The following is a 20,080-nucleotide window of genomic DNA, read 5'->3' on the forward strand; positions in this document are numbered from 1 at the left end:
CAAAGGCCTGCATCAGGAAACCAGAGCCTGACTACTCACAATCAAGCCTTCGCGAGCTTCATAGGCCAGCCGCACCGGGGCGAACGAGCGCCGGTGGATGGGCGTCGGCCCGAGGCGCGCCAAGGCTTCCAGATGAACGGGGGTCGGATAGCCCTTGTGGCTGCCGATGCCATAGCCCGGGTAGATCAATTCGAACGCGGCCATTTCCCGGTCGCGACTGACCTTGGCCAGGATCGAGGCCGCTGCGATAGCCGGCACCTTGCCGTCGCCCTGGATGACCGCTTCAGCGCGCATCGACAGCTGGGGGCAACGGTTGCCGTCGATCATCGCCAGCTTCGGCGTGATGTGCAGGCCGTGTACCGCCCGCTGCATCGCCAGCATGGTGGCATGCAGGATGTTCAACTCGTCGATCTCTTCGACCTCGGCCCGGGCAATGCACCAGCTCAAGGCTTTTTCGCAAATCTCGTCGTAGAGTTTTTCACGCCGGGCCTCGGTGAGCTTCTTGGAGTCATCGAGCCCCAGGATCGGCCGCTTCGGATCGAGGATCACCGCCGCCGTCACCACCGCACCGCACAACGGGCCACGGCCCACCTCATCGACACCCGCGACCAACTCTTCGACTTCGGCGACCAGGTTGAAATCCAGGCCCATCTGCAGCTTCACGTTGCTCATCGTCTGGCGCCGATCAAGGTCAGTACCGCGTCTGCTGCCTGGTTGGAGGCATCGCGACGCAAGGTACGGTGGATTTCGTCAAAGCCCCGGGTCTGCTCCTCGCCGCCATCGATCAACGGCAAAAGCGTGCTGGCCAGGGACTCGGCGGTCGCGTCATCCTGCAGCAGTTCAGGCACCAGCAGGCGCTGGGCCAGCAGGTTCGGCAGGGAAACGTAAGGGCTCTTGACCATGCGCTTGAGAATCCAGAACGTCAACGGCGCCAGGCGATAGGCAACCACCATCGGGCGCTTGTACAACAATGCCTCAAGGGTAGCAGTGCCGGAGGCAATCAACACGGCATCGCAGGCCGCCAGCGCTTGATGGGATTGGCCGTCAAGCAGCGTGACCGGCAAATCGCGATCGGCCAGGAGCGCTTCGAGCTGGACCCGCCGCTGTGGACTGGCGCACGGCACGATGAATCGTACGTCCGGACGCATCGCCCGCAGACGCTCGGCGGCGTCGAAGAACAGCCCGCCCAGGCGACTCACTTCGCCGCCTCGGCTACCGGGCATCAACGCCACCAGCGGGCCCGCGGCCAGGCCCAGCGCCTGGCGAGCCGCCTCGCGGTCCGCCTCCAGGGGAATGGTGTCGGCCAGGGTGTGACCGACAAATCGCACGGGCACGCCTTTTTCTTCGTAGAACCGGGCTTCGAACGGCAGTAGCGTGAGCATCAGGTCGCAGCCCTCGCGGATCTTCAACACGCGCTTCTGTCGCCAGGCCCAGACCGACGGGCTGACGTAATGCACGGTCTTGATCCCGGCCTGGCGCAGCTTGAGTTCGATATTGAGGGTGAAATCCGGCGCATCGATACCGATGAACACATCCGGGTTTTCTTCGATCAGCGTCTGGATCAGCTTCTTGCGCCGGGCCAGCAGCTCACGCAAGCGGCCGAGCACTTCCACCAGTCCCATCACCGACAGGCGCTCCATCGGGAAGTAGGACACCAGTCCCTCGGCTTCCATCAATGGCCCACCCACCCCGATGAACTCGACCGCCGGGTGCTGCGCCTTGAGCGCGCGCATCAGCCCGGCGCCCAGGATGTCACCGGAAGCTTCGCCCGCCACCAGTGCGATACGCAGGTTCGCCATGATCAGCGGGTGATGCCGCGGGTCGAAGACAGGATGGAATCGCGGAATATTGCGACTTCCGGAAACTGTGCCGCTGCCTCGGCCAGTTCGGCGAGCGCCTGCTCGACCGTCAGGCCCTGGCGATACACAACCTTGTAGGCGCGACGCAGGGCAGTTATGGCCTCTTCGCTGAAACCACGCCGACGCATGCCTTCGAAGTTCATGCTGCGAGCCTCGGCCGGATTGCCGAACACCGTGACATAGGCAGGGACGTCCTTGCCGATGGCAGTGCCCATGCCGGAGAAGCTATGGGCGCCAATGTGGCAATACTGGTGGACCAGGGTGAAACCGGACAGGATCGCCCAGTCGTCCACGTGCACATGTCCAGCCAACGCGGTGTTGTTGACCAGGATGCAATGGTTGCCGATGACACTGTCGTGGCCGATGTGGGCATAGGCCATGATCAGGTTATGGTCGCCCAGCGTCGTTTCGGAACGGTCCTGGACGGTGCCACGGTGAATCGTCACGCCTTCGCGGATCACGTTGTGATCGCCAATCACCAGGCGGGTTTCTTCACCTTTGTACTTGAGGTCGGGCGTGTCCTCGCCTACCGATGAGAACTGGTAGATGCGGTTGTGCCGGCCGATCCGGGTCGGCCCCTTGAGGATCACATGGGGCCCGATCACCGTGCCCTCGCCGATTTCCACACCTGCACCGATGATCGACCAAGGGCCAACCTCGACATCGGCGGCCAGCACGGCCGTCGGATCGATGATTGCGCGAGGGTCAATCAAACTCATAGCTTGCGTTCCGCGCAGATGATTTCAGCGGAGCAGACCGGCTTGCCATCGACCGAAGCCTGGCATTCGAATTTCCAGATCTGGCGCTTGCAACTGATAAACCTGGCTTCGAGGATCAACTGATCGCCCGGAGTGACCGGCTGGCGGAAGCGCAGCTTGTCGGAGCCAACAAAGTAGTAAAGCGTACCGTCGGCAGGCTTCACGTCGAGCATTTTGAAACCAAGGATCCCGGCAGCCTGAGCCATCGCCTCGATGATCAATACGCCCGGCATGATTGGATGCGCGGGGAAGTGACCATTGAAGAAGGGTTCGTTGATGCTGACATTCTTGTAGGCGCGAATGCGCTTGCCTTCAACATCCAGGTCCACGACCCGATCCACCAGCAGGAACGGGTAACGGTGAGGCAGGTATTCGCGAATCTCGTTGATGTCCATCATTTCGGGGGGAAGCCTATGTAAAGATTGGGAGCGCACGATTGACGCGCACCCCGCTAGCAAATCAAGGAGGCCAGGGCCTAGCGGCTGTGCACACTTGATATGGAAATGGTATCAGCCATCTGATGAAGCATTACCGCCAGGGGTCACGTCCCCTACACGCTTTTCCACCTGCTTGAGGCGCCGCGCGATGTCGTCGAGCTGGCGGATACGCGCCGCGCTCTTGCGCCACTCGGCTGCCGGTTGCATGGCTGTGCCGGAAGAATAGGCACCCGGCTCGGTAATCGAGTGGGTCACCATGGTCATCCCGGTCAGGAACACGTTGTCACAGATATCGATATGGCCCACCAAGCCCACGCCACCGGCGAGCATGCAGTGCTTGCCGATTTTGGTACTGCCGGAGATGCCCACGCAGGCGGCCATGGCGGTGTGGTCACCGACCTGGACGTTGTGGGCGATCTGGATCTGGTTGTCGAGCTTGACGCCATTACCAATGACGGTATCGGCCAGCGCGCCACGGTCGATGGCGGTGTTGACGCCGATCTCCACGTCATCGCCGACGGTTACGCCACCGATCTGGGCAATCTTTTGCCAGACGCCTTTCTCATTGGCAAAACCGAAGCCTTCGCCACCGAGCACTGCGCCAGACTGGATCACTACACGCTTGCCGATGCGCACATCGTGATACAGCGTCACCCGGGGCGCCAGCCAGCCACCTTCGCCGATCTCGCAGCGCGCGCCGACGAAGCAATGGGCGCCCAGCGTCACACCGGCGCCAATCCGGGCCGCGCCTTCAATCACGACAAACGGGCCAACGCTGGCCGAAGGATCCACCACGGCGTCCGCCGCGATCACTGCAGTCGGGTGAATACCGGCAGCCGACTTGGGCTTGGGATCGAACAGATGGGAAATCCGCGCATACGCAAGGTAGGGGTCGGCCACGATCAGCGAATCACCGGCAAACCCTTCGGCATCACCGGCCTTGAGCAACAGCGCGGCAGCCCGGCTATCAGCCAGGTATTTGCGGTATTGAGGATTTGCCAGGAAGCTCAACTGAGCTGGGCCAGCCTCTTGCAAAGTGGCTAGCCCAGTGATGACCTTCTCCGGGTCGCCACGCAGGGTGGCGCCGAGGAACTCGGCCAACTGGCCGAGCTTGATAGTCGCTGTCATGGATTACTTCAGCTGATTCATGCGCTCGATAACCTGGCGCGTGATGTCGTACTGAGGCTTGACATCAATCACTGCACCACGCTCGAACACCAGGTCAAAACCACCCTTCTTGATGACTTCTTCCACAGCGCTGTCGAGTTTCGGCTTGAGCTGCTTGAGCATTTCGCGGTCGGCAACGGCTTTCGCTTCGTTCAGTTCCTTGGACTGGAACTGGAAGTCACGGGCCTTTTGCTTGAATTCAAGCTCCAGACGCTCGCGCTCACCCTGGGCCATTTTGTCGCCACCGGCCACCAGACGATCCTGGATACCCTTGGCGCTGCTTTCCAGGCCTTTGAGCTTGGTCAGTTGGGGGCCGAATTTTTTCTCCGCGTCCACAGCGTATTTCTTCGCCGCGTCGGATTCCAGCAGAGCCATCTGATAGTTCAGGACGGCGATCTTCATGTCGGCAAAAGCCGGACCTGCGACCAGTACGGTCGCCAGGAGAACCAATTGAGTCAACTTACGCACGATGTACTCCTACAAAATCCATTGTCGTTATCTTGGGTCAGACACTTAGAACGTCTGACCGAGGGAGAATTGGAAAACCTGGGTTTCAGCGTCATCCGGTTTCTTGATCGGCATCGCCAACGCGAAGCTCAACGGGCCCAGCGCGGTGACCCAGGTCACGCCGACGCCGACGGAGCTGGCGAGGTTACTCAGGCTGATGTCGTTGCACTCGGTGTTGGACCGGGTGCCGTTGGCATTGGTGGTGTCGTCGCAGCTGGAGTCGAATACGTTACCCACGTCCCAGAATACCGAGGTACGCAGGGAGCGCTGATCCTTGACGAACGGCATCGGGAACAGGAGTTCGGCACCGCCCTGGATCAGGACGTTGCCACCGAATGGCAGCGGATCCTGGTCCGGATCACGGATGGTGCCCGGGTTAGTGCCTCGGCTCGGAGTACTGCGCGGACCCAGGGTACTGTCCTTGAAGCCACGCACCGAGTTGAAACCACCGGCGTAGTAGTTCTCGTAGAAAGGCAGGCCGTCGGTCGAACCGTAGCCATCGCCATAACCCAGCTCGGTGTGCAGGCGCATGGTGTAGTTGTCAGACAGCGGCTGGAACAGCTGGCCGCGGTAGTCGAGCTTGAAGAACGACAGGTCGCTGCCAGGCGTAGTGGTTTCCAGGACCAAGCTCTGGGAGCGGCCACGGGTCGCCAGCACACCCTTGTTCAGGGTCGACTCGGACCAACCAACAGATGCCTTGAAGTTCAGGTACTTGTCGCCCTCTTTCTCGACGAAATCGAAAATTTCGTCAACGGTATAGCGGCCAGTGCTGATCTCGTCCTGCTGGGCGGTGAGGCCGAAGGTCAGGCGCGAAGTCTCGCTGATCGGATAGCCGATGTTGACGCCGGCACCCAGGCTGTCCACCGCATAGCTGGAGATGTCAGAGTCGAGTTCGTCGTAGTCGGTGGTGCGATAGAAGGCGTTGTAGCCCAGGCTCACACCGTCGGCAGTCCAGTAGGGGTCCACGTAACCGAAGTTGTAGCGGGTCTGGTATTCGCTGCGGGTCAGGCCCACGCTGACGCGGTTACCGGTACCGAGGAAGTTGTTCTGGGTGATCGAACCACCCAGGATCAGGCCCGCGCTCTGGGCGAAACCGACGCTGGCGGTGATCGAACCGGAGGCTTGTTCCTCGACGCTGTAGTTCACATCCACCTGGTCATCGACGCCCGGTACGGCCGGGGTCTCGACGTTGACCTCCTTGAAGAAGCCCAGGCGCTCCAGGCGGGTCTTGGACTGGTCGATCAGGTAGGTCGACGCCCAGCCACCTTCCATCTGGCGCATTTCGCGACGCAGCACTTCGTCCTCGGACTTGGTGTTGCCACGGAAGTTGATGCGGTTGACGTAGGCACGCTTGCCGGGGTCCACGGCGAACGTGATGTCGACGGTATGGTCTTCATCGTGCGGTTGTGGCACGCCGTTCACGTTGGCGAAGGTGTAACCCTCGTTACCCAGGCGGCGAGTGATCAGCTCGGACGTGGTGGTCATCAGCTTGCGCGAGAACACCTGGCCCTTCTGCACCAGCAACAGCGATTTGACCTGGTCTTCCGGAACCTTCAGGTCACCACTGAGCTTGACGTCACGAACGGTGTACTTCTCGCCTTCGTTGACGTTGACAGTGATGTAGACGTGCTTCTTGTCCGGGGTGATGGACACCTGGGTCGAAGCAATGTCCATGTTGATGTAGCCACGGTCCAGGTAGTAGGAACGCAGGCGCTCCAGGTCACCGGAGAGTTTTTCACGAGCGTACTTGTCGTCGTTCTTGAAGAACGACAGCCAGTTGGTGGTCTTGAGTTCGAACAGGTCGATCAAGTCTTCATCCGGGAACACCGTGTTGCCAACCACGTTGATGTGCTGGATGGCGGCGACGGTGCCTTCGTTGATGTTGACCTTCAGGCCGACGCGGTTGCGCGGCTGCGGCACGACTTCGGTGTCGACAGTCGCCGAATAACGGCCCTGGGCGACGTATTGGCGTTGCAGCTCGTTACGGACGCCTTCGAGGGTCGCGCGCTGGAAGATCTCGCCTTCGGCCAGGCCGGATTGCTTGAGGCCTTTCATCAGGTCTTCAGTGGAGATCGCCTTGTTGCCTTCGATCTCGATACTGGCAACCGATGGGCGCTCGACGACCGTGATGACCAGGACATTGCCGTCGCGGCCCAGCTGGATATCTTGAAAGAAGCCGGTCTTGAACAGCGCACGAGTGGATTCCACCAGGCGCCGATCATCCGCCTGCTCGCCGACGTTCAACGGCAAGGCACCAAAGACGCTACCCGCGGAAACCCGCTGGAGGCCGTTGACGCGAATATCAGAGATAGTGAAGGACTCGGCGTGAACTTCGGCGATCATCAATACGGTGAGAACCGCAGTTAGCAGCAGACGTTTCATGAAGTCCTTTCTTATTCCAACTGGCAATAAACAAACTGCCGCAAAATGCGGCAGATTCGCAATTCAGCGAAGCGTTACAGACGACCCAGATCGTTGACCAGAGCAAGCAACATCACCCCGACCACCAAGCTGATACCGATCTGTATCCCCCAACCTTGCACCCGATCCGACAAGGGACGACCACGCGCCCACTCGATCAGATAAAACAGCAAATGCCCCCCATCCAGTACCGGAATGGGCAGCAAATTCAGAACCCCCAGGCTAATGCTCAGATAAGCAAGGAAATTCAGGAAATCAGCGACGCCCGACTGGGCAGAAGCGCCCGCCACTTTAGCAATGGTTATCGGTCCACTCAAGTTTTTTACCGAGAGCTCGCCGAACAACATTTTCTTCAGCGAGTCCAGGGTCAGGACACTCATGGTCCAGGTACGACGCGCACCCTCGCCAATCGCCTCAAGAGGGCCGAAGCTGACCTCGCGGATCATTTCCGGCGGCCACTCGACAGCCTTGACGCCCGCCCCCAGGTAACCGGTCGGCGCCTTGCTTTCACCACGGGCGGCCAGAGTCACCGGGACGTCGATTGAAGCACCGTCGCGTTCGACGCGCAGCAGGATTTTGGTATCAGGACGTACACGAACCGAATCAACCACCTGTTGCCAGTCATTCACCGACTGGCCATCGAATGCCAGCAATCGGTCGCCGGTTTTCAGACCTGCGGCGTGAGCCGGGCCTTTCGGATCGAGCTCGGCCAGCACAGGCGGCAGCGCCGGACGCCATGGGCGGATCCCCAGGGAACGGATCGGATCCGGCTCGTCGGCGCCCTTGAGCCAGTTGTCGAGAATCAGCTCTCGCGGCGAATCCGCCGTCGAGCCCTGCTCGCGCACCAGCAATTGCAGCGAGCCACTTTCGCCGAGGCGGCGCACCAACTGCAGGTTGACCGCCGCCCAGCCCGAGGTGGGTTCACCATCGATGGCGACAATTTCCTGGCCTGCGCCCAACCCGGCCCGAGCCGCCACGCTGCCGGCCTCTACCGCACCGATGACCGGACGCACCTGCTCGCTGCCGAGCATTGCCAAAGCCCAGAAAAACACCAGAGCCAACAGGAAATTGGCGATCGGGCCCGCCGCCACGATAGCGATACGCTGACGAACGGTCTTGCGATTGAAAGATTGGTCAAGCTGATCGACAGGCACTTCGCCTTCGCGCTCATCGAGCATCTTGACGTAGCCGCCCAGGGGGATGGCCGCGACGACGAACTCGGTGCCCTGCTTGTCGTGCCAGCGCAGCAAAGGCATGCCGAAGCCAACGGAAAAACGCAGAACCTTGACGCCACAGCGACGCGCGACCCAGAAGTGGCCGAATTCGTGAAAAGTGACCAGCACCCCCAGCGCAACCAGGGTGCCGACAATCATATAGAGCGCGCTCATCTGTTTTCTCCACAATCCTGCCCGGGACAACCCTGGCTAAGGTACCGCAGTCTCAACGCCCGTGGCGCTTCAACCAATGGCCCGCCAGCTCACGAGCCCTGGCGTCAACGGTAAATACCGCATCGAGATCATCAAGCGAAACCACGGCCTCGAGATTCAAGACCTCCTCGATGATACTCGCGATCTCGAGGTAACGGACACGCCCATCGAGAAACGCTGCGACCGCCACTTCGTTGGCCGCGTTAAGCATGGCCGGGGCACTGTTGCCGGCCTCGGCCGCCTGGCGCGCCAGGCGCAGGCAAGGAAACCGCTGTTCATCGGGCGCCTGGAAATCCAGGCGGGCGATGGCAAACAGGTCCAGCGGCGCCACCCCCGAATCGATCCGCTCCGGCCAGGCCAACGCATTGGCGATCGGCGTGCGCATGTCCGGGTTCCCCAACTGGGCGAGGACCGAACCATCGACATAATCCACCAGGGAGTGGATCACGCTTTGTGGATGGATCACCACCTCGACCTGGGACGGCCGGGCATCGAACAGCCAGCAGGCCTCGATCAGCTCCAGCCCCTTGTTCATCATGCTGGCGGAGTCCACGGAGATCTTGCGTCCCATGGACCAGTTCGGATGGGCGCAAGCCTGCTCGGGCGAAACATGCACCAATTCTTCCAGGGGTGTCTGCCGGAATGGGCCGCCAGACGCTGTCAGAAGGATCCGCCGAACGCCGACCGCCCCCAGGCCGCGGGAAAAATCCTGCGGCATGCATTGGAAAATCGCATTGTGCTCGCTGTCGATGGGCAGCAGTACCGAGCCGCTTTTGCGCACCGCCTGCATGAACAGTGCACCGGACATGACCAGCGCTTCCTTGTTCGCCAGCAGGATTTTCTTGCCGGCCTCCACCGCCGCCAGCGTCGGACGCAAGCCCGCCGCCCCGACGATTGCCGCCATCACGGCGTCGACTTCAGGGTCGGAAGCCACCTGGCAAAGGCCCTCCTCGCCCACCAGCACATGAGTTTGCAGGCCAGCGGCGCGCAGGTCGTCCTGCAGCGCCCGCGCCACATCGGCATGTGGCACCACGGCAAAACGCGGCGTGTGGCGGATGCACAGCGCCAGCAGCTCGCTCAGGCGGGTGAAGCCACTGAGAGCGAATACCTGATAGCGCTCCGGATGGCGACCGATGACATCAAGAGTACTCAGTCCGATGGAGCCCGTGGCCCCCAGAACGGTAATCTGCTGAGGACGACTCACGGTGCCGCCATCCACAACAGCACGGCGAAGATCGGGATGGCGGCGGTCAGGCTGTCGATACGGTCCAGTACACCACCGTGGCCCGGCAGCAGGTTACTGCTGTCCTTGACCCCGGACTGACGCTTGAACATGCTTTCGGTCAGGTCGCCGACGACCGATACGAAAACCACCAGGGCCGCGCCGAACAGGCCCATCAGCAATTGCGCGACGGTCCAGTCCCGCACAAAACCGACCACAGCGGTAATGACCAGGCTCAGGGCCAGGCCACCGTAGACACCTTCCCAGCTTTTGCCCGGACTGACTTTCGGCGCCAGCTTGCGCTTGCCAAAGGCACGACCGGAGAAATAGGCGCCAACGTCAGCCCCCCAGACCAGCACCATCACCGCCATGATCTGCCAGTTGCCCAGTGCGCCCTGCTTGATCCAGATCAGCCCTTGCCAGGCCGGCAGCAGGATCAACAGGCCGATCATCAGCTTGGTCGCGGCATTGGCCCATTGGTGCGTAGTGCGTGGATAGGTCAGCACCAGGAAGGTTGCCGTCGCCCACCACAGCACTGCCGCCCCCAGCACCCACGGCGCGATGCCAGGCACGAGGTACATGATGAACAGCATGGCGGCGACCACTGCCGCGTAGATCATGCGCGCCGACTGCGCAGCAAAACCTGCCAGTCGCGCCCATTCCCAGGCGCCCAGCGTCACGACCAGGCCGATGAACAGGGCGAAGCCGGCTCCTTCAAGCAGGAAAAAGCCAGCCAAGGCGATGGGCAACAGGATCAGGGCGGTGATGATTCGTTGTTTGAGCATTAAACCCGGGCTCCAGCTTCGATCTGCTCGCTCGTTTTACCGAAACGACGCTGACGGGAAGCGAAATCGGCCAGCGCAGTGCGCATGGCTTCGTGTTTGAAGTCCGGCCAGAACAGGTCGGAGAAGTACAGCTCGGCGTAAGCCAGCTGCCAGAGCAGGAAATTGCTGATGCGATGTTCGCCACCGGTGCGGATGCACAGATCCGGCAACGGCAGGTCGCCGGTTGCCAGGCAGGTTTGCAACAGCTCGGGCGTGATGTCTTCGGGCCGCAGATGACCGGCCTGGACTTCCCGCGCCAGGCGCTGCGCCGCCTGGGCGATATCCCACTGACCGCCATAATTGGCGGCAATCTGCAGCACAAACCGATCGGCGCCAGCCGTGGCGGTCTCGGCTTCGCGCATCGCAGCCTGCAGTTCCGGATGAAAGCGCGAGCGATCACCGATGATCCGCAGACTGATCCTGTTCTCGTCGAGGCGCTTGGCTTCACGCCGCAACGCCTTGAGGAAAAGGTCCATCAAGGCGCTGACCTCGTCGGCCGGACGCTGCCAGTTTTCGCTGGAAAACGCGAACAGGGTGAGCACCTCGACCCCGGCCTCGGCGCACACTTCAATGACCGCCCGAACCGCGTCGACCCCGGCTTTATGCCCGGCGACACCGGGCATAAAGCGCTTCTTGGCCCAGCGGTTATTGCCGTCCATGATGATCGCCACATGGCGCGGTACCGCGAACGGCACGGCCTGCTTGGTCTTATCCATGAAAACGAGACCCTTATACGGCCATCAGGTCTTTTTCTTTCTCGTCCGTAGCCTTGCTGATCTGGGCCTCGGATTCTTTGGTCAGCTTATCGATATCAGCGATGGCACGACGCTCTTCGTCTTCACTGATTTCCTTGTCCTTGACCAGCTTCTTCAGCTCACCCAACGCGTCACGACGGATATTGCGCACGGCAACACGCGCGTCTTCCGCGGCGCTACGGGCCTGTTTCGTGAAGCCTTTGCGCGTTTCCTCGGTGAGGGCCGGCATCGGGATCAGCAGCAGCTCGCCCAGGTTGGTTGGGTTGAGGTTCAGACCGGCGCTCTGGATCGCCTTGTCTACCGCGGCGAGCATGTTGCGCTCGAAAGCCACGACCTGCAGGGTGCGCGAGTCTTTTACAGTGACGTTGGCGACGCTGCTCAGCGGCGTGTCAGTGCCGTAGTAAGGCACCATGACGCTGCCGAGGATGCTCGGGTGAGCCTTGCCGGTACGAATCTGGCCGAATGCGTGGCTCAGAGACTCCAGGGATTTCTGCATGCGCTCTTGAGCGTCTTTCTTGATGTCGTTGATCATTGCTTGCCTTCCTCGATCAGTGTTCCTTCGGCGCCACCGTGCACGATGTTGAGCAGGGCCCCGGGTTTGTTCATGTTGAAAACGCGCAGCGGCATCTTGTGGTCGCGGCACAGGCAGATAGCGGTCAGGTCCATGACACCCAGCTTGCGATCCAGCACTTCATCGTAGGTCAGATGATCGAACTTCTCGGCATGCGGGTCTTTGAACGGGTCAGCGGTGTACACGCCATCCACCTTGGTAGCCTTGAGCACGACATCGGCGTCGATCTCGATCGCTCGCAGGCACGCGGCCGAATCCGTGGTGAAGAACGGATTGCCGGTACCCGCGGCAAAAATCACCACCTCCTTGGAATTGAGGTGGCGCATGGCTTTGCGGCGATCGTAGTGATCGGTCACGCCAACCATGGAAATCGCCGACATCACGATCGCGGAGATATTGGCACGCTCCAGCGCGTCGCGCATAGCCAGGGCGTTCATCACAGTGGCCAGCATGCCCATGTGGTCGCCCGTGACCCGATCCATGCCCGCCGCGCTCAGCGCCGCGCCACGGAACAGGTTGCCGCCGCCGATGACCAGGCCGACCTGAACGCCGATCCCGACCAACTGGCCCACTTCCAGGGCCATGCGGTCCAGCACTTTCGGGTCGATCCCGAACTCTTCCGAGCCCATCAGGGCCTCGCCGCTAAGCTTGAGTAGAATGCGTTTATAGCGAGCCTGATAACCACTGCCCTGCTGAGCCATTGCGAATCTCTCCTGCGGCGTATTTTTCAAAAAATTCTGTTGCGGGCTGTTTGCAGCCTGCGTTCACTCTAGCTTGACGCTGACACAGCGCCATCGGAACACGGCTTTGTAAGCCAGTTCCGACAGGAAACCAATATAAATCGGCATCCTTATCCGAAAAGAGGCTGCGCGCGTGAGCGGGCAGCCTCTTCAGGGCGACAGTTATACAAACTGTCTTATTGCTTGCTGGCAGCCAGCTGAGCAGCCACTTCTTCAGCGAAGTTGTCTACTGGTTTCTCGATGCCTTCGCCCACTTTGAAGTAGGTGAAGGAAACGATTTCAGCGCCGCCCTTCTTGGCCAGTTCACCGACCTTGATTTCAGGGTTCTTGACGAACGCCTGCTCAACCAGGCTGGCTTCAGCCAGGAATTTGGTGATACGACCGGCAACCATTTTTTCAACGATTTCGGCTGGCTTGCCTTTGATCTTGTCTTCGTTGAGCTGCATGAACACAGCTTTTTCACGCTCGATGGCGTCAGCGGAAACTTCCGACGGCAGCAGGAACTCAGGGTTGCTGGCAGCGACGTGCATTGCGATGTCTTTGGCCAGCTCGACGTTGCCGCCTTTGAGGGCCACAACAACACCGATCTTGTTGCCGTGCAGGTAAGAACCGACAACATCGCCTTCGACGCGAACCAGACGACGGATGTTGACGTTTTCGCCTACTTTGGCAACCAGGGCTTCACGAGCCGATTCCTGAGCGGCGATCAGCGGAGCTGCGTCGGTCAGTTTGTCGGCGAATGCTTTTTCGACGCTGGCGGCAACGAATGCCTTGAAGTCGTCTTGCAGGGCCAGGAAGTCGGTCTGCGAGTTGACTTCGATGATAACGGCAGCTTTACCGTCATCCTTGATGCCGATCGCGCCTTCAGCGGCAATGTTGCCGGCTTTCTTGGCAGCCTTGATGGCGCCCGAAGCGCGCATGTCATCAATGGCTTTCTCGATGTCGCCGCCAGCCTTGGTCAAGGCTTTCTTGCAGTCCATCATGCCTTCGCCGGTACGCTCGCGCAGTTCTTTGACCAACGCTGCAGTAATCTCTGCCATTTCAAAATCCTCTTGGATAGGTTTTCAACCATTCCACCCGACCGAACGGGCGATCAATTCTTCCTGAAAAACCACTGCTTATAGACTGCGGCAGGTTACAAACAGGTAGCTGCGCTGGCGACAAGTGGTTTTCGAGGTGGCAAAAAGGGGGCCAAGCCCCCTTTTTGCTTACTGAGTCAACGCCAGGGCGTCAATTACTCAGCGGCTGCTGCCGGAGCTTCTTCAGCGAAGACTTCGGTGCCGCCATTTACATTGTTGCGACCACGGATGACAGCGTCAGCCATCGAACCCATGTACAGCTGGATGGCGCGGATGGCGTCATCGTTGCCTGGGATGATGTAGTCAACGCCTTCCGGGCTGCTGTTGGTATCGACAACGCCGATGACCGGGATACCCAGCTTGTTGGCTTCGGTGATCGCGATGCGCTCGTGGTCAACGTCGATCACGAACAGCGCGTCAGGCAGACCGCCCATGTCCTTGATACCGCCCAGGGAGCGGTCCAGCTTCTCAAGATCACGAGTGCGCATCAGCGCTTCTTTCTTGGTCAGCTTGGCGAAAGTACCGTCTTCGGACTGGACTTCAAGGTCACGCAGACGCTTGATGGAAGCGCGAATGGTCTTGAAGTTGGTCAGCATGCCGCCCAACCAGCGGTGATCGACGTACGGCGAACCGCAACGTGCTGCTTCTTCAGCAACGATCTTGCCAGCGGAACGCTTGGTGCCGACGAACAGAATCTTGTTTTTGCCCTGGGCCAGGCGCTCTACGAAGGTCAGTGCTTCGTTGAACATCGGCAGGGTTTTTTCAAGGTTGATGATGTGGATCTTGTTGCGCGCGCCGAAAATGTACTTGCCCATTTTCGGGTTCCAGTAACGGGTCTGGTGGCCGAAGTGCACACCGGCCTTCAGCATATCGCGCATGTTGACTTGGGACATGATAGTTCCTTGGTAAGTCGGGTTTGGCCTCCACGTATCCCAATGACCAACCAGCGACTGTAAAAGCCGAAGGCACCCAGGTCATCGTGTCGACACGTGTGTGGATTTAAGCTTACGGGGTCATCCCCGGAAAGCGGCGCATTTTATACCACAGCAAGGATTAAAACGAAACCCGGATTCTGAAAACCTGGCGAAGCGCTTGCACGCCGCCCGTTCATTGCCCAGGAATACGCACCCTTATAGAGAGAAGCGATGCACGCGGGCGCGGATTTGCGCTGATCGTCTGGTAGAATCGCCTTTTTCAGGGCCGCAACGACATCATCCGCCGCCCATTTCGTTTTGAACAGCGCCGTCGGGCGCAGAGAGAGCCTGTATGACCGTCACCCTCAAGACTCCCGAGGACATCGCCAAAATGCGTGTCGCCGGCAAACTCGCCGCCGAAGTGCTGGAAATGATCGCCGACTACGTCAAGCCGGGCGTCACCACCGAAGAGCTGGACCGCATCTGCCACGATTACATCGTCAACGAGCAGAAAGCCATCCCGGCTCCGCTCAACTATAAAGGCTTCCCGAAGTCGATCTGCACCTCGATCAACCACGTGGTCTGCCACGGCATCCCCAACGAGAAACCGTTGAAGGATGGTGACACCCTGAACATCGACGTCACCGTCATCAAGGATGGCTACCACGGCGATACCAGCCGCATGTTCCACGTCGGCAACGTACCGGAGTGGGCCGAGCGCCTGTCCAAGGTCACCCAGGAATGCATGTACATGGCCATCGAACTGGTGAAGCCGGGCTGCCGCCTGGGTGACATCGGCGAAGTGATCCAGAAGCATGCGCAGAAAAACGGTTTTTCGGTGGTGCGTGAGTTCTGCGGCCACGGCATCGGCAAGGTGTTCCACGAAGAACCGCAGATCCTCCACTACGGCCGCGCCGGTACCGGCATGGAACTGCAGGCGGGCATGACCTTCACCATCGAACCGATGATCAACCAGGGCCGCGCCGACACCAAGGTCCTTGGCGATGGCTGGACCGCCATCACCAAGGACCGCAAGCTGTCGGCGCAGTGGGAGCACACGCTGCTGGTCACCGAGACTGGCTACGAGATCTTCACCCTGCGCAGCGATGACACCATTCCCCGTGTTTCCGCCTGATCAGAACCCAGCCTGACCGATCCGATAGATATAGATAGAAAGGAAAGCCATTCGATGCCGCAGGTGGATCCCGAACTCTTCGACCGCGGCCAGTTCCAGGCTGAACTGGCCCTGAAGGCAAGCCCCATCTCGGCATTCAAGAAGGCGATCCGCCAGGCCCACGAAGTGCTCGACCAGCGCTTTCGCAGTGGCCGCGATATTCGTCGGCTGATCGAGGACCGCGCCTGGTTCGTCGACAACATCCTGCAAAAGGCCTGGGAGCAGTTCAACTGGAGCGAGGACGCCGACATCGCCCTGGTGGCCGTGGGTGGCTACGGGCGCGGCGAACTGCACCCCTACTCCGATATCGATCTGCTGATCCTGCTGGAGAGCGCCGACCACGAGATTTTTCGTGATTCCATCGAGCGCTTCCTCACGCTGCTGTGGGACATCGGCCTGGAAGTCGGCCAGAGCGTGCGTTCGGTGCAGGAATGCGCCGACGAGGCCCGCGCCGACCTCACGGTGATCACCAACCTGATGGAAAGCCGCACCATCGCCGGCCCCGAGCGCTTGCGCCAGCGCATGCTCGACGTCACCAGCACGGCGCACATGTGGCCAAGCAAGGACTTCTTCCTGGCCAAGCGCGCCGAGCAGAAGGCTCGCCATCACAAGTACAACGATACCGAGTACAACCTGGAACCCAACGTCAAAGGCTCGCCGGGCGGGCTGCGGGACATCCAGACCATCCTGTGGGTCGCCCGTCGCCAGTACGGCACGCTGAACCTGCGCGCACTGGCCGGCGAAGGCTTCCTGGTGGAAAGCGAGAACGCCCTGCTGGCCTCGTCCCAGGAATTCCTCTGGAAGGTCCGCTACGCGTTGCACATGCTCGCAGGGCGCTCCGAGGATCGCCTGCTGTTCGATCACCAGCGCTCCATCGCCGGCCTGCTGGGTTTCGAAGGCCAGGACGCCAAGCAGTCCATCGAAAACTTCATGCAGCAGTACTACCGCGTGGTGATGAGCATCGCCCAGCTCAGCGAACTGATCATCCAGCACTTCGAGGAAGTCATCCTCGCGCCGGAAGACGAGGCGCCGCCGCAGCCGATCAATTCCCGGTTCCAGTTGCACGACGGCTACATCGAGGCGCGCCACGCCAACGTGTTTCGCCGCACGCCGTTCGCCATGCTCGAGATTTTCGTGCTCATGGCCCAGCAGCCGGAAATCAAGGGCGTGCGCGCCGACACCATCCGCCTGCTGCGGGAAAACCGTCACCTGATCGATGACGACTTCCGCCACGATATTCGCAACACCAGCCTGTTCATCGAACTGTTCAAGTGCAAGATCGGCGTGCACCGCAACCTGCGGCGCATGAACCGCTATGGGATCCTCGGGCGTTACCTGCCGGAGTTCGGCTACATCGTCGGGCAGATGCAGCACGACCTGTTCCACATCTATACGGTCGATGCGCACACGCTGAACCTGATCAAACACCTGCGCAAGTTGCAGTACACCCAGGTGTCGGAGAAATTCCCGCTGGCCAGCAAGCTCATGGCCAAGCTGCCCAAGCCTGAGCTGATCTACATGGCGGGGCTGTATCACGACATCGGCAAGGGCCGCCAAGGCGACCATTCGGAGATTGGCGCGGTGGATGCCGAGGCGTTCTGCCAGCGGCACCAGTTGCCGGTGTGGGACAGCCGGCTGATCGTCTGGCTGGTGCAGAACCACCTGGTGATGTCGACCACCGCCCAGCGCAAGGACTTGTCCGACCCGCAGGTGATCCACGACTTTGCCCAGGCGGTGGGCGATGAAACCCGCCTGGATTATCTCTACGTGCTGACCGTGGCCGACATCAACGCCACCAACCCGACCCTGTGGAATTCCTGGCGCGCCAGCCTGTTGCGCCAGTTGTACACCGAGACCAAGCGTGCCCTGCGCCGTGGTCTGGAAAACCCGGTGGATCGCGAAGAACAGATCCGCCGCACCCAGAGCGCGGCCCTGGACATCCTGGTACGCGGCGGCACCGATCCGGATGATGTCGAGCAACTCTGGTCGCAACTGGGCGATGACTACTTCCTGCGCCATACCGCCGGCGATGTGGCCTGGCACACCGATGCGATCCTCCAGCAGCCGGCCGATGGCGGTCCGCTGGTATTGATCAAGGAAACCACCCAGCGCGAATTCGAGGGCGGTACGCAGATCTTCATCTACGCCCCGGACCAGCACGATTTCTTCGCCGTGACCGTGGCGGCGATGGACCAGCTCAACCTCAACATCCATGACGCCCGAGTCATCACGTCCAGCAGCCAGTTCACCCTCGACACCTACATCGTGCTCGACACTGACGGCGACTCGATCGGCGACAACCCGGCGCGGGTCAAGCAGATTCGCGACGGTCTCACCGAAGCCCTGCGCAACCCGGCGGACTACCCGACCATCATCCAGCGCCGGGTACCGCGCCAGCTCAAGCATTTCGCCTTTGCGCCGCAGGTAACGATCCACAACGACGCACAGCGCCAGGTCACCGTGCTGGAACTCAGCGCGCCGGACCGCCCGGGCCTGCTGGCGCGGGTCGGCCATATTTTCCTGGAATTCGATCTGTCGCTGCAGAACGCCAAGATCGCGACCCTCGGCGAGCGGGTGGAAGACGTATTCTTCATCACCGACGCCCATAACCAGCCGCTGTCCGACCCGCAGCTGTGCAGCCGTTTGCAGGAAGCGATCGTGCGGCACCTGAGCGTCAACCAGGAACCCGACATCAACCTGACGCGCATCAGCATCTGAACGAACATATTCCCCCTGTGGGAGCGAGCCCGCTCGCGAAAGCCGCGGATCAGTCAATGATTTTGTCGACTGACACAGCGTATTCGCGAGCAGGCTCGCTCCCACAAGGGGCAGTGCCCACATTGAACGAGGCCCCCGATGAACAACGCCCTGTCCCAGCTCCAGCCCTACCCGTTCGAGAAGCTTCGCGCCTTGCTCGGCAGCGTCACGCCCAATCCAGACAAGCGCCCGATCGCGTTGTCCATCGGCGAACCCAAGCATCGCTCGCCCGCTTTTGTGGCTGAAGCCCTGGCCGGCAATCTGGAAAAAATGGCGGTGTACCCGACCACCCTTGGCATCCCCGAGCTGCGCGAAGCCATCACCGGTTGGTGCGAGCGGCGCTTCAACGTGCCAGACGGCTGGCTCGATCCGGCGCGCCATGTGCTGCCGGTCAACGGCACCCGTGAAGCCTTGTTCGCCTTCACCCAGACCGTGGTCAATCGTGGCGATGACGCCCTTGTCGTCAGCCCGAACCCCTTCTATCAGATCTACGAAGGCGCAGCGTTCCTGGCCGGGGCCAAGCCACACTACCTGCCATGCCTGGACACGAACGGCTTCAACCCGGATTTCGATGCCGTCTCGCCGGACATCTGGAAACGCTGCCAGATCCTGTTCCTCTGCTCCCCGGGAAATCCGACCGGCACCTTGATTCCGGTGGACGTGCTGAAGAAGCTCATCGCCCTGGCTGACGAGCACGACTTCGTCATCGCCGCGGACGAGTGCTACAGCGAGCTCTACTTCGACGAACAGACCCCGCCGCCAGGCCTGCTCAGCGCCTGCGTCGAACTGGGTCGCAAGGACTTCAAGCGCTGCGTGGTGTTCCACAGCCTGTCCAAGCGCTCCAACCTGCCGGGCCTGCGCTCCGGTTTCGTTGCTGGCGACGCCGACATCCTCAAGGGCTTTTTGCTCTACCGCACCTATCACGGTTGCGCGATGCCGGTTCAGACCCAATTGGCGAGCATTGCCGCGTGGAACGACGAAGTGCACGTCCGGGCCAACCGCGCGCTGTACCGGGAAAAATTCGACGCGGTGCTGGAAATCCTCAGCCCGGTGCTCGACGTGCAACGCCCCGACGGCAGCTTCTACCTGTGGCCGGACGTGGCCGGCGACGACGCGGCATTCTGCCGTGACTTGTTCGAACAGGAACACGTGACGGTCGTCCCAGGCTCGTACCTGTCGCGCGATGTGGATGGCGTCAACCCCGGCGCCGGTCGCGTGCGCATGGCCCTGGTCGCGCCATTGGCCGAATGCGTGGAAGCGGCGGAACGAATCCGCGCATTCATCCAGCGCCGGGGTTGATGGCTCTATCGAGCCGAAACGGACCGCTGTCGTGGCGAGGGAGCTTGCTCCCGCCGGGCTGCGCAGCGGCCCCAATCGCAGCATCCGCACCAATGAAGTCACCGCAAAAAAAATCCTGTACAAATGCTCAGTAACGCCTGGGTTGCGCAATGCACCTATTTAGGTACAC

General features: G+C 60.9%; 18 protein-coding genes. 3 read left to right on the forward strand and 15 right to left on the reverse strand.

The features are described 5' to 3' along the window. Window positions 1-12 precede the first annotated feature (12 nt). The 15 genes from rnhB to rpsB all read right to left on the reverse strand — a co-directional run bounded on the left by rnhB (window position 13) and on the right by rpsB (window position 14,660). Window positions 13-657 carry a ribonuclease HII gene (gene rnhB / locus J3P91_RS21730; protein WP_305501184.1) on the reverse strand — a complete coding sequence of 215 codons (645 nt, stop codon included), beginning with the start codon at window positions 655-657 and terminating at the stop codon, window positions 13-15. 11 nt (window positions 658-668) lie between these two features. Further along, window positions 669-1,799 (reverse strand): lipid-A-disaccharide synthase, encoded by a 1,131-nt coding sequence (gene lpxB / locus J3P91_RS21735; protein ID WP_434601713.1) that lies wholly within the window; start codon window positions 1,797-1,799, stop codon window positions 669-671. 2 nt (window positions 1,800-1,801) lie between these two features. Beyond that, window positions 1,802-2,578, reverse strand: a complete 777-nt coding sequence (gene lpxA / locus J3P91_RS21740) for an acyl-ACP--UDP-N-acetylglucosamine O-acyltransferase (protein ID WP_434572124.1) — start codon at window positions 2,576-2,578, stop codon at window positions 1,802-1,804. Then, the gene (fabZ, locus tag J3P91_RS21745; RefSeq protein ID WP_008154051.1) at window positions 2,575-3,015 is read right to left on the reverse strand and encodes a 3-hydroxyacyl-ACP dehydratase FabZ; all 441 of its coding nucleotides are present in this window, start codon (window positions 3,013-3,015) and stop codon (window positions 2,575-2,577) included. Before fabZ ends, lpxA begins: the two co-directional genes overlap by 4 nt. A gap of 111 nt (window positions 3,016-3,126) precedes the next feature. Continuing rightward, the gene (lpxD, locus tag J3P91_RS21750; protein WP_434601714.1) at window positions 3,127-4,182 is read right to left on the reverse strand and encodes a UDP-3-O-(3-hydroxymyristoyl)glucosamine N-acyltransferase; all 1,056 of its coding nucleotides are present in this window, start codon (window positions 4,180-4,182) and stop codon (window positions 3,127-3,129) included. A gap of 3 nt (window positions 4,183-4,185) precedes the next feature. Then, the gene (locus J3P91_RS21755; RefSeq protein ID WP_003184901.1) at window positions 4,186-4,689 is read right to left on the reverse strand and encodes an OmpH family outer membrane protein; all 504 of its coding nucleotides are present in this window, start codon (window positions 4,687-4,689) and stop codon (window positions 4,186-4,188) included. Window positions 4,690-4,734: 45 nt separating this feature from the next. Continuing rightward, window positions 4,735-7,110: an outer membrane protein assembly factor BamA gene (gene bamA / locus J3P91_RS21760; protein WP_434601715.1), complete on the reverse strand. Its 2,376-nt coding sequence runs from the start codon at window positions 7,108-7,110 to the stop codon at window positions 4,735-4,737. A 74-nt stretch (window positions 7,111-7,184) separates the two neighbouring features. Beyond that, the gene (gene rseP / locus J3P91_RS21765) at window positions 7,185-8,537 is read right to left on the reverse strand and encodes an RIP metalloprotease RseP (protein ID WP_434572117.1); all 1,353 of its coding nucleotides are present in this window, start codon (window positions 8,535-8,537) and stop codon (window positions 7,185-7,187) included. Window positions 8,538-8,589: 52 nt separating this feature from the next. Further along, window positions 8,590-9,780 (reverse strand): 1-deoxy-D-xylulose-5-phosphate reductoisomerase, encoded by a 1,191-nt coding sequence (gene ispC / locus J3P91_RS21770; protein ID WP_434601716.1) that lies wholly within the window; start codon window positions 9,778-9,780, stop codon window positions 8,590-8,592. Then, a complete protein-coding gene (locus J3P91_RS21775; RefSeq protein WP_434601717.1) occupies window positions 9,777-10,583 on the reverse strand; it encodes a phosphatidate cytidylyltransferase in 807 nt (268 codons plus the stop codon). The genes ispC and J3P91_RS21775 overlap by 4 nt, the downstream gene beginning before the upstream one ends. Then, window positions 10,583-11,338, reverse strand: coding sequence for a polyprenyl diphosphate synthase (gene uppS / locus J3P91_RS21780; protein WP_305499090.1), 756 nt, complete (start codon window positions 11,336-11,338; stop codon window positions 10,583-10,585). The genes J3P91_RS21775 and uppS overlap by 1 nt, the downstream gene beginning before the upstream one ends. 13 nt (window positions 11,339-11,351) lie before the next feature. Beyond that, window positions 11,352-11,909 carry a ribosome recycling factor gene (gene frr, locus J3P91_RS21785; RefSeq protein ID WP_305499089.1) on the reverse strand — a complete coding sequence of 186 codons (558 nt, stop codon included), beginning with the start codon at window positions 11,907-11,909 and terminating at the stop codon, window positions 11,352-11,354. Next, a complete protein-coding gene (gene pyrH / locus J3P91_RS21790) occupies window positions 11,906-12,649 on the reverse strand; it encodes a UMP kinase (RefSeq protein WP_039591983.1) in 744 nt (247 codons plus the stop codon). Before pyrH ends, frr begins: the two co-directional genes overlap by 4 nt. Before the next feature lie 215 nt (window positions 12,650-12,864). Beyond that, entirely contained in the window at window positions 12,865-13,728 is an 864-nt protein-coding gene (gene tsf, locus J3P91_RS21795; RefSeq protein WP_024619613.1) for a translation elongation factor Ts, read from the reverse strand. A 194-nt stretch (window positions 13,729-13,922) separates the two neighbouring features. Next, window positions 13,923-14,660 (reverse strand): 30S ribosomal protein S2, encoded by a 738-nt coding sequence (rpsB, locus tag J3P91_RS21800; RefSeq protein WP_003198231.1) that lies wholly within the window; start codon window positions 14,658-14,660, stop codon window positions 13,923-13,925. Window positions 14,661-15,033: 373 nt separating this feature from the next. On the opposite strand from rpsB, the gene map reads away from it, so the two are divergent. The 3 genes from map to dapC all read left to right on the forward strand — a co-directional run bounded on the left by map (window position 15,034) and on the right by dapC (window position 19,911). Then, entirely contained in the window at window positions 15,034-15,816 is a 783-nt protein-coding gene (gene map, locus J3P91_RS21805; protein WP_030139491.1) for a type I methionyl aminopeptidase, read from the forward strand. Window positions 15,817-15,870: 54 nt separating this feature from the next. Beyond that, window positions 15,871-18,573, forward strand: a complete 2,703-nt coding sequence (locus J3P91_RS21810) for a [protein-PII] uridylyltransferase (RefSeq protein ID WP_305499088.1) — start codon at window positions 15,871-15,873, stop codon at window positions 18,571-18,573. Between the two features lie 138 nt (window positions 18,574-18,711). Beyond that, on the forward strand, window positions 18,712-19,911 hold the full coding sequence (dapC, locus tag J3P91_RS21815) for a succinyldiaminopimelate transaminase (protein ID WP_434601718.1): 1,200 nt from the start codon (window positions 18,712-18,714) through the stop codon (window positions 19,909-19,911). Window positions 19,912-20,080: the final 169 nt, after the last annotated feature.

The sequence above is a fragment of the Pseudomonas sp. Z4-7 genome (assembly GCF_051131965.1).
In the GTDB taxonomy this organism is placed as follows: Bacteria; Pseudomonadota; Gammaproteobacteria; order Pseudomonadales; family Pseudomonadaceae; genus Aquipseudomonas.

Excerpts from the sequence above, each read along its gene's own strand:
- pyrH (WP_039591983.1), bottom strand. The coding sequence starts at position 12,649 with ATGGCTCAGCAGGGCAGTGGTTATCAGGCTCGCTATAAACGCATTCTA.
- lpxA (WP_434572124.1), bottom strand. The coding sequence starts at position 2,578 with ATGAGTTTGATTGACCCTCGCGCAATCATCGATCCGACGGCCGTGCTG.
- map (WP_030139491.1), top strand. The coding sequence starts at position 15,034 with ATGACCGTCACCCTCAAGACTCCCGAGGACATCGCCAAAATGCGTGTC.
- J3P91_RS21810 (WP_305499088.1), top strand. The coding sequence starts at position 15,871 with ATGCCGCAGGTGGATCCCGAACTCTTCGACCGCGGCCAGTTCCAGGCT.
- bamA (WP_434601715.1), bottom strand. The coding sequence starts at position 7,110 with ATGAAACGTCTGCTGCTAACTGCGGTTCTCACCGTATTGATGATCGCC.
- fabZ (WP_008154051.1), bottom strand. The coding sequence starts at position 3,015 with ATGATGGACATCAACGAGATTCGCGAATACCTGCCTCACCGTTACCCG.
- frr (WP_305499089.1), bottom strand. The coding sequence starts at position 11,909 with ATGATCAACGACATCAAGAAAGACGCTCAAGAGCGCATGCAGAAATCC.
- rseP (WP_434572117.1), bottom strand. The coding sequence starts at position 8,537 with ATGAGCGCGCTCTATATGATTGTCGGCACCCTGGTTGCGCTGGGGGTG.
- uppS (WP_305499090.1), bottom strand. The coding sequence starts at position 11,338 with ATGGATAAGACCAAGCAGGCCGTGCCGTTCGCGGTACCGCGCCATGTG.
- J3P91_RS21775 (WP_434601717.1), bottom strand. The coding sequence starts at position 10,583 with ATGCTCAAACAACGAATCATCACCGCCCTGATCCTGTTGCCCATCGCC.
- dapC (WP_434601718.1), top strand. The coding sequence starts at position 18,712 with ATGAACAACGCCCTGTCCCAGCTCCAGCCCTACCCGTTCGAGAAGCTT.
- tsf (WP_024619613.1), bottom strand. The coding sequence starts at position 13,728 with ATGGCAGAGATTACTGCAGCGTTGGTCAAAGAACTGCGCGAGCGTACC.
- lpxD (WP_434601714.1), bottom strand. The coding sequence starts at position 4,182 with ATGACAGCGACTATCAAGCTCGGCCAGTTGGCCGAGTTCCTCGGCGCC.
- lpxB (WP_434601713.1), bottom strand. The coding sequence starts at position 1,799 with ATGGCGAACCTGCGTATCGCACTGGTGGCGGGCGAAGCTTCCGGTGAC.
- rpsB (WP_003198231.1), bottom strand. The coding sequence starts at position 14,660 with ATGTCCCAAGTCAACATGCGCGATATGCTGAAGGCCGGTGTGCACTTC.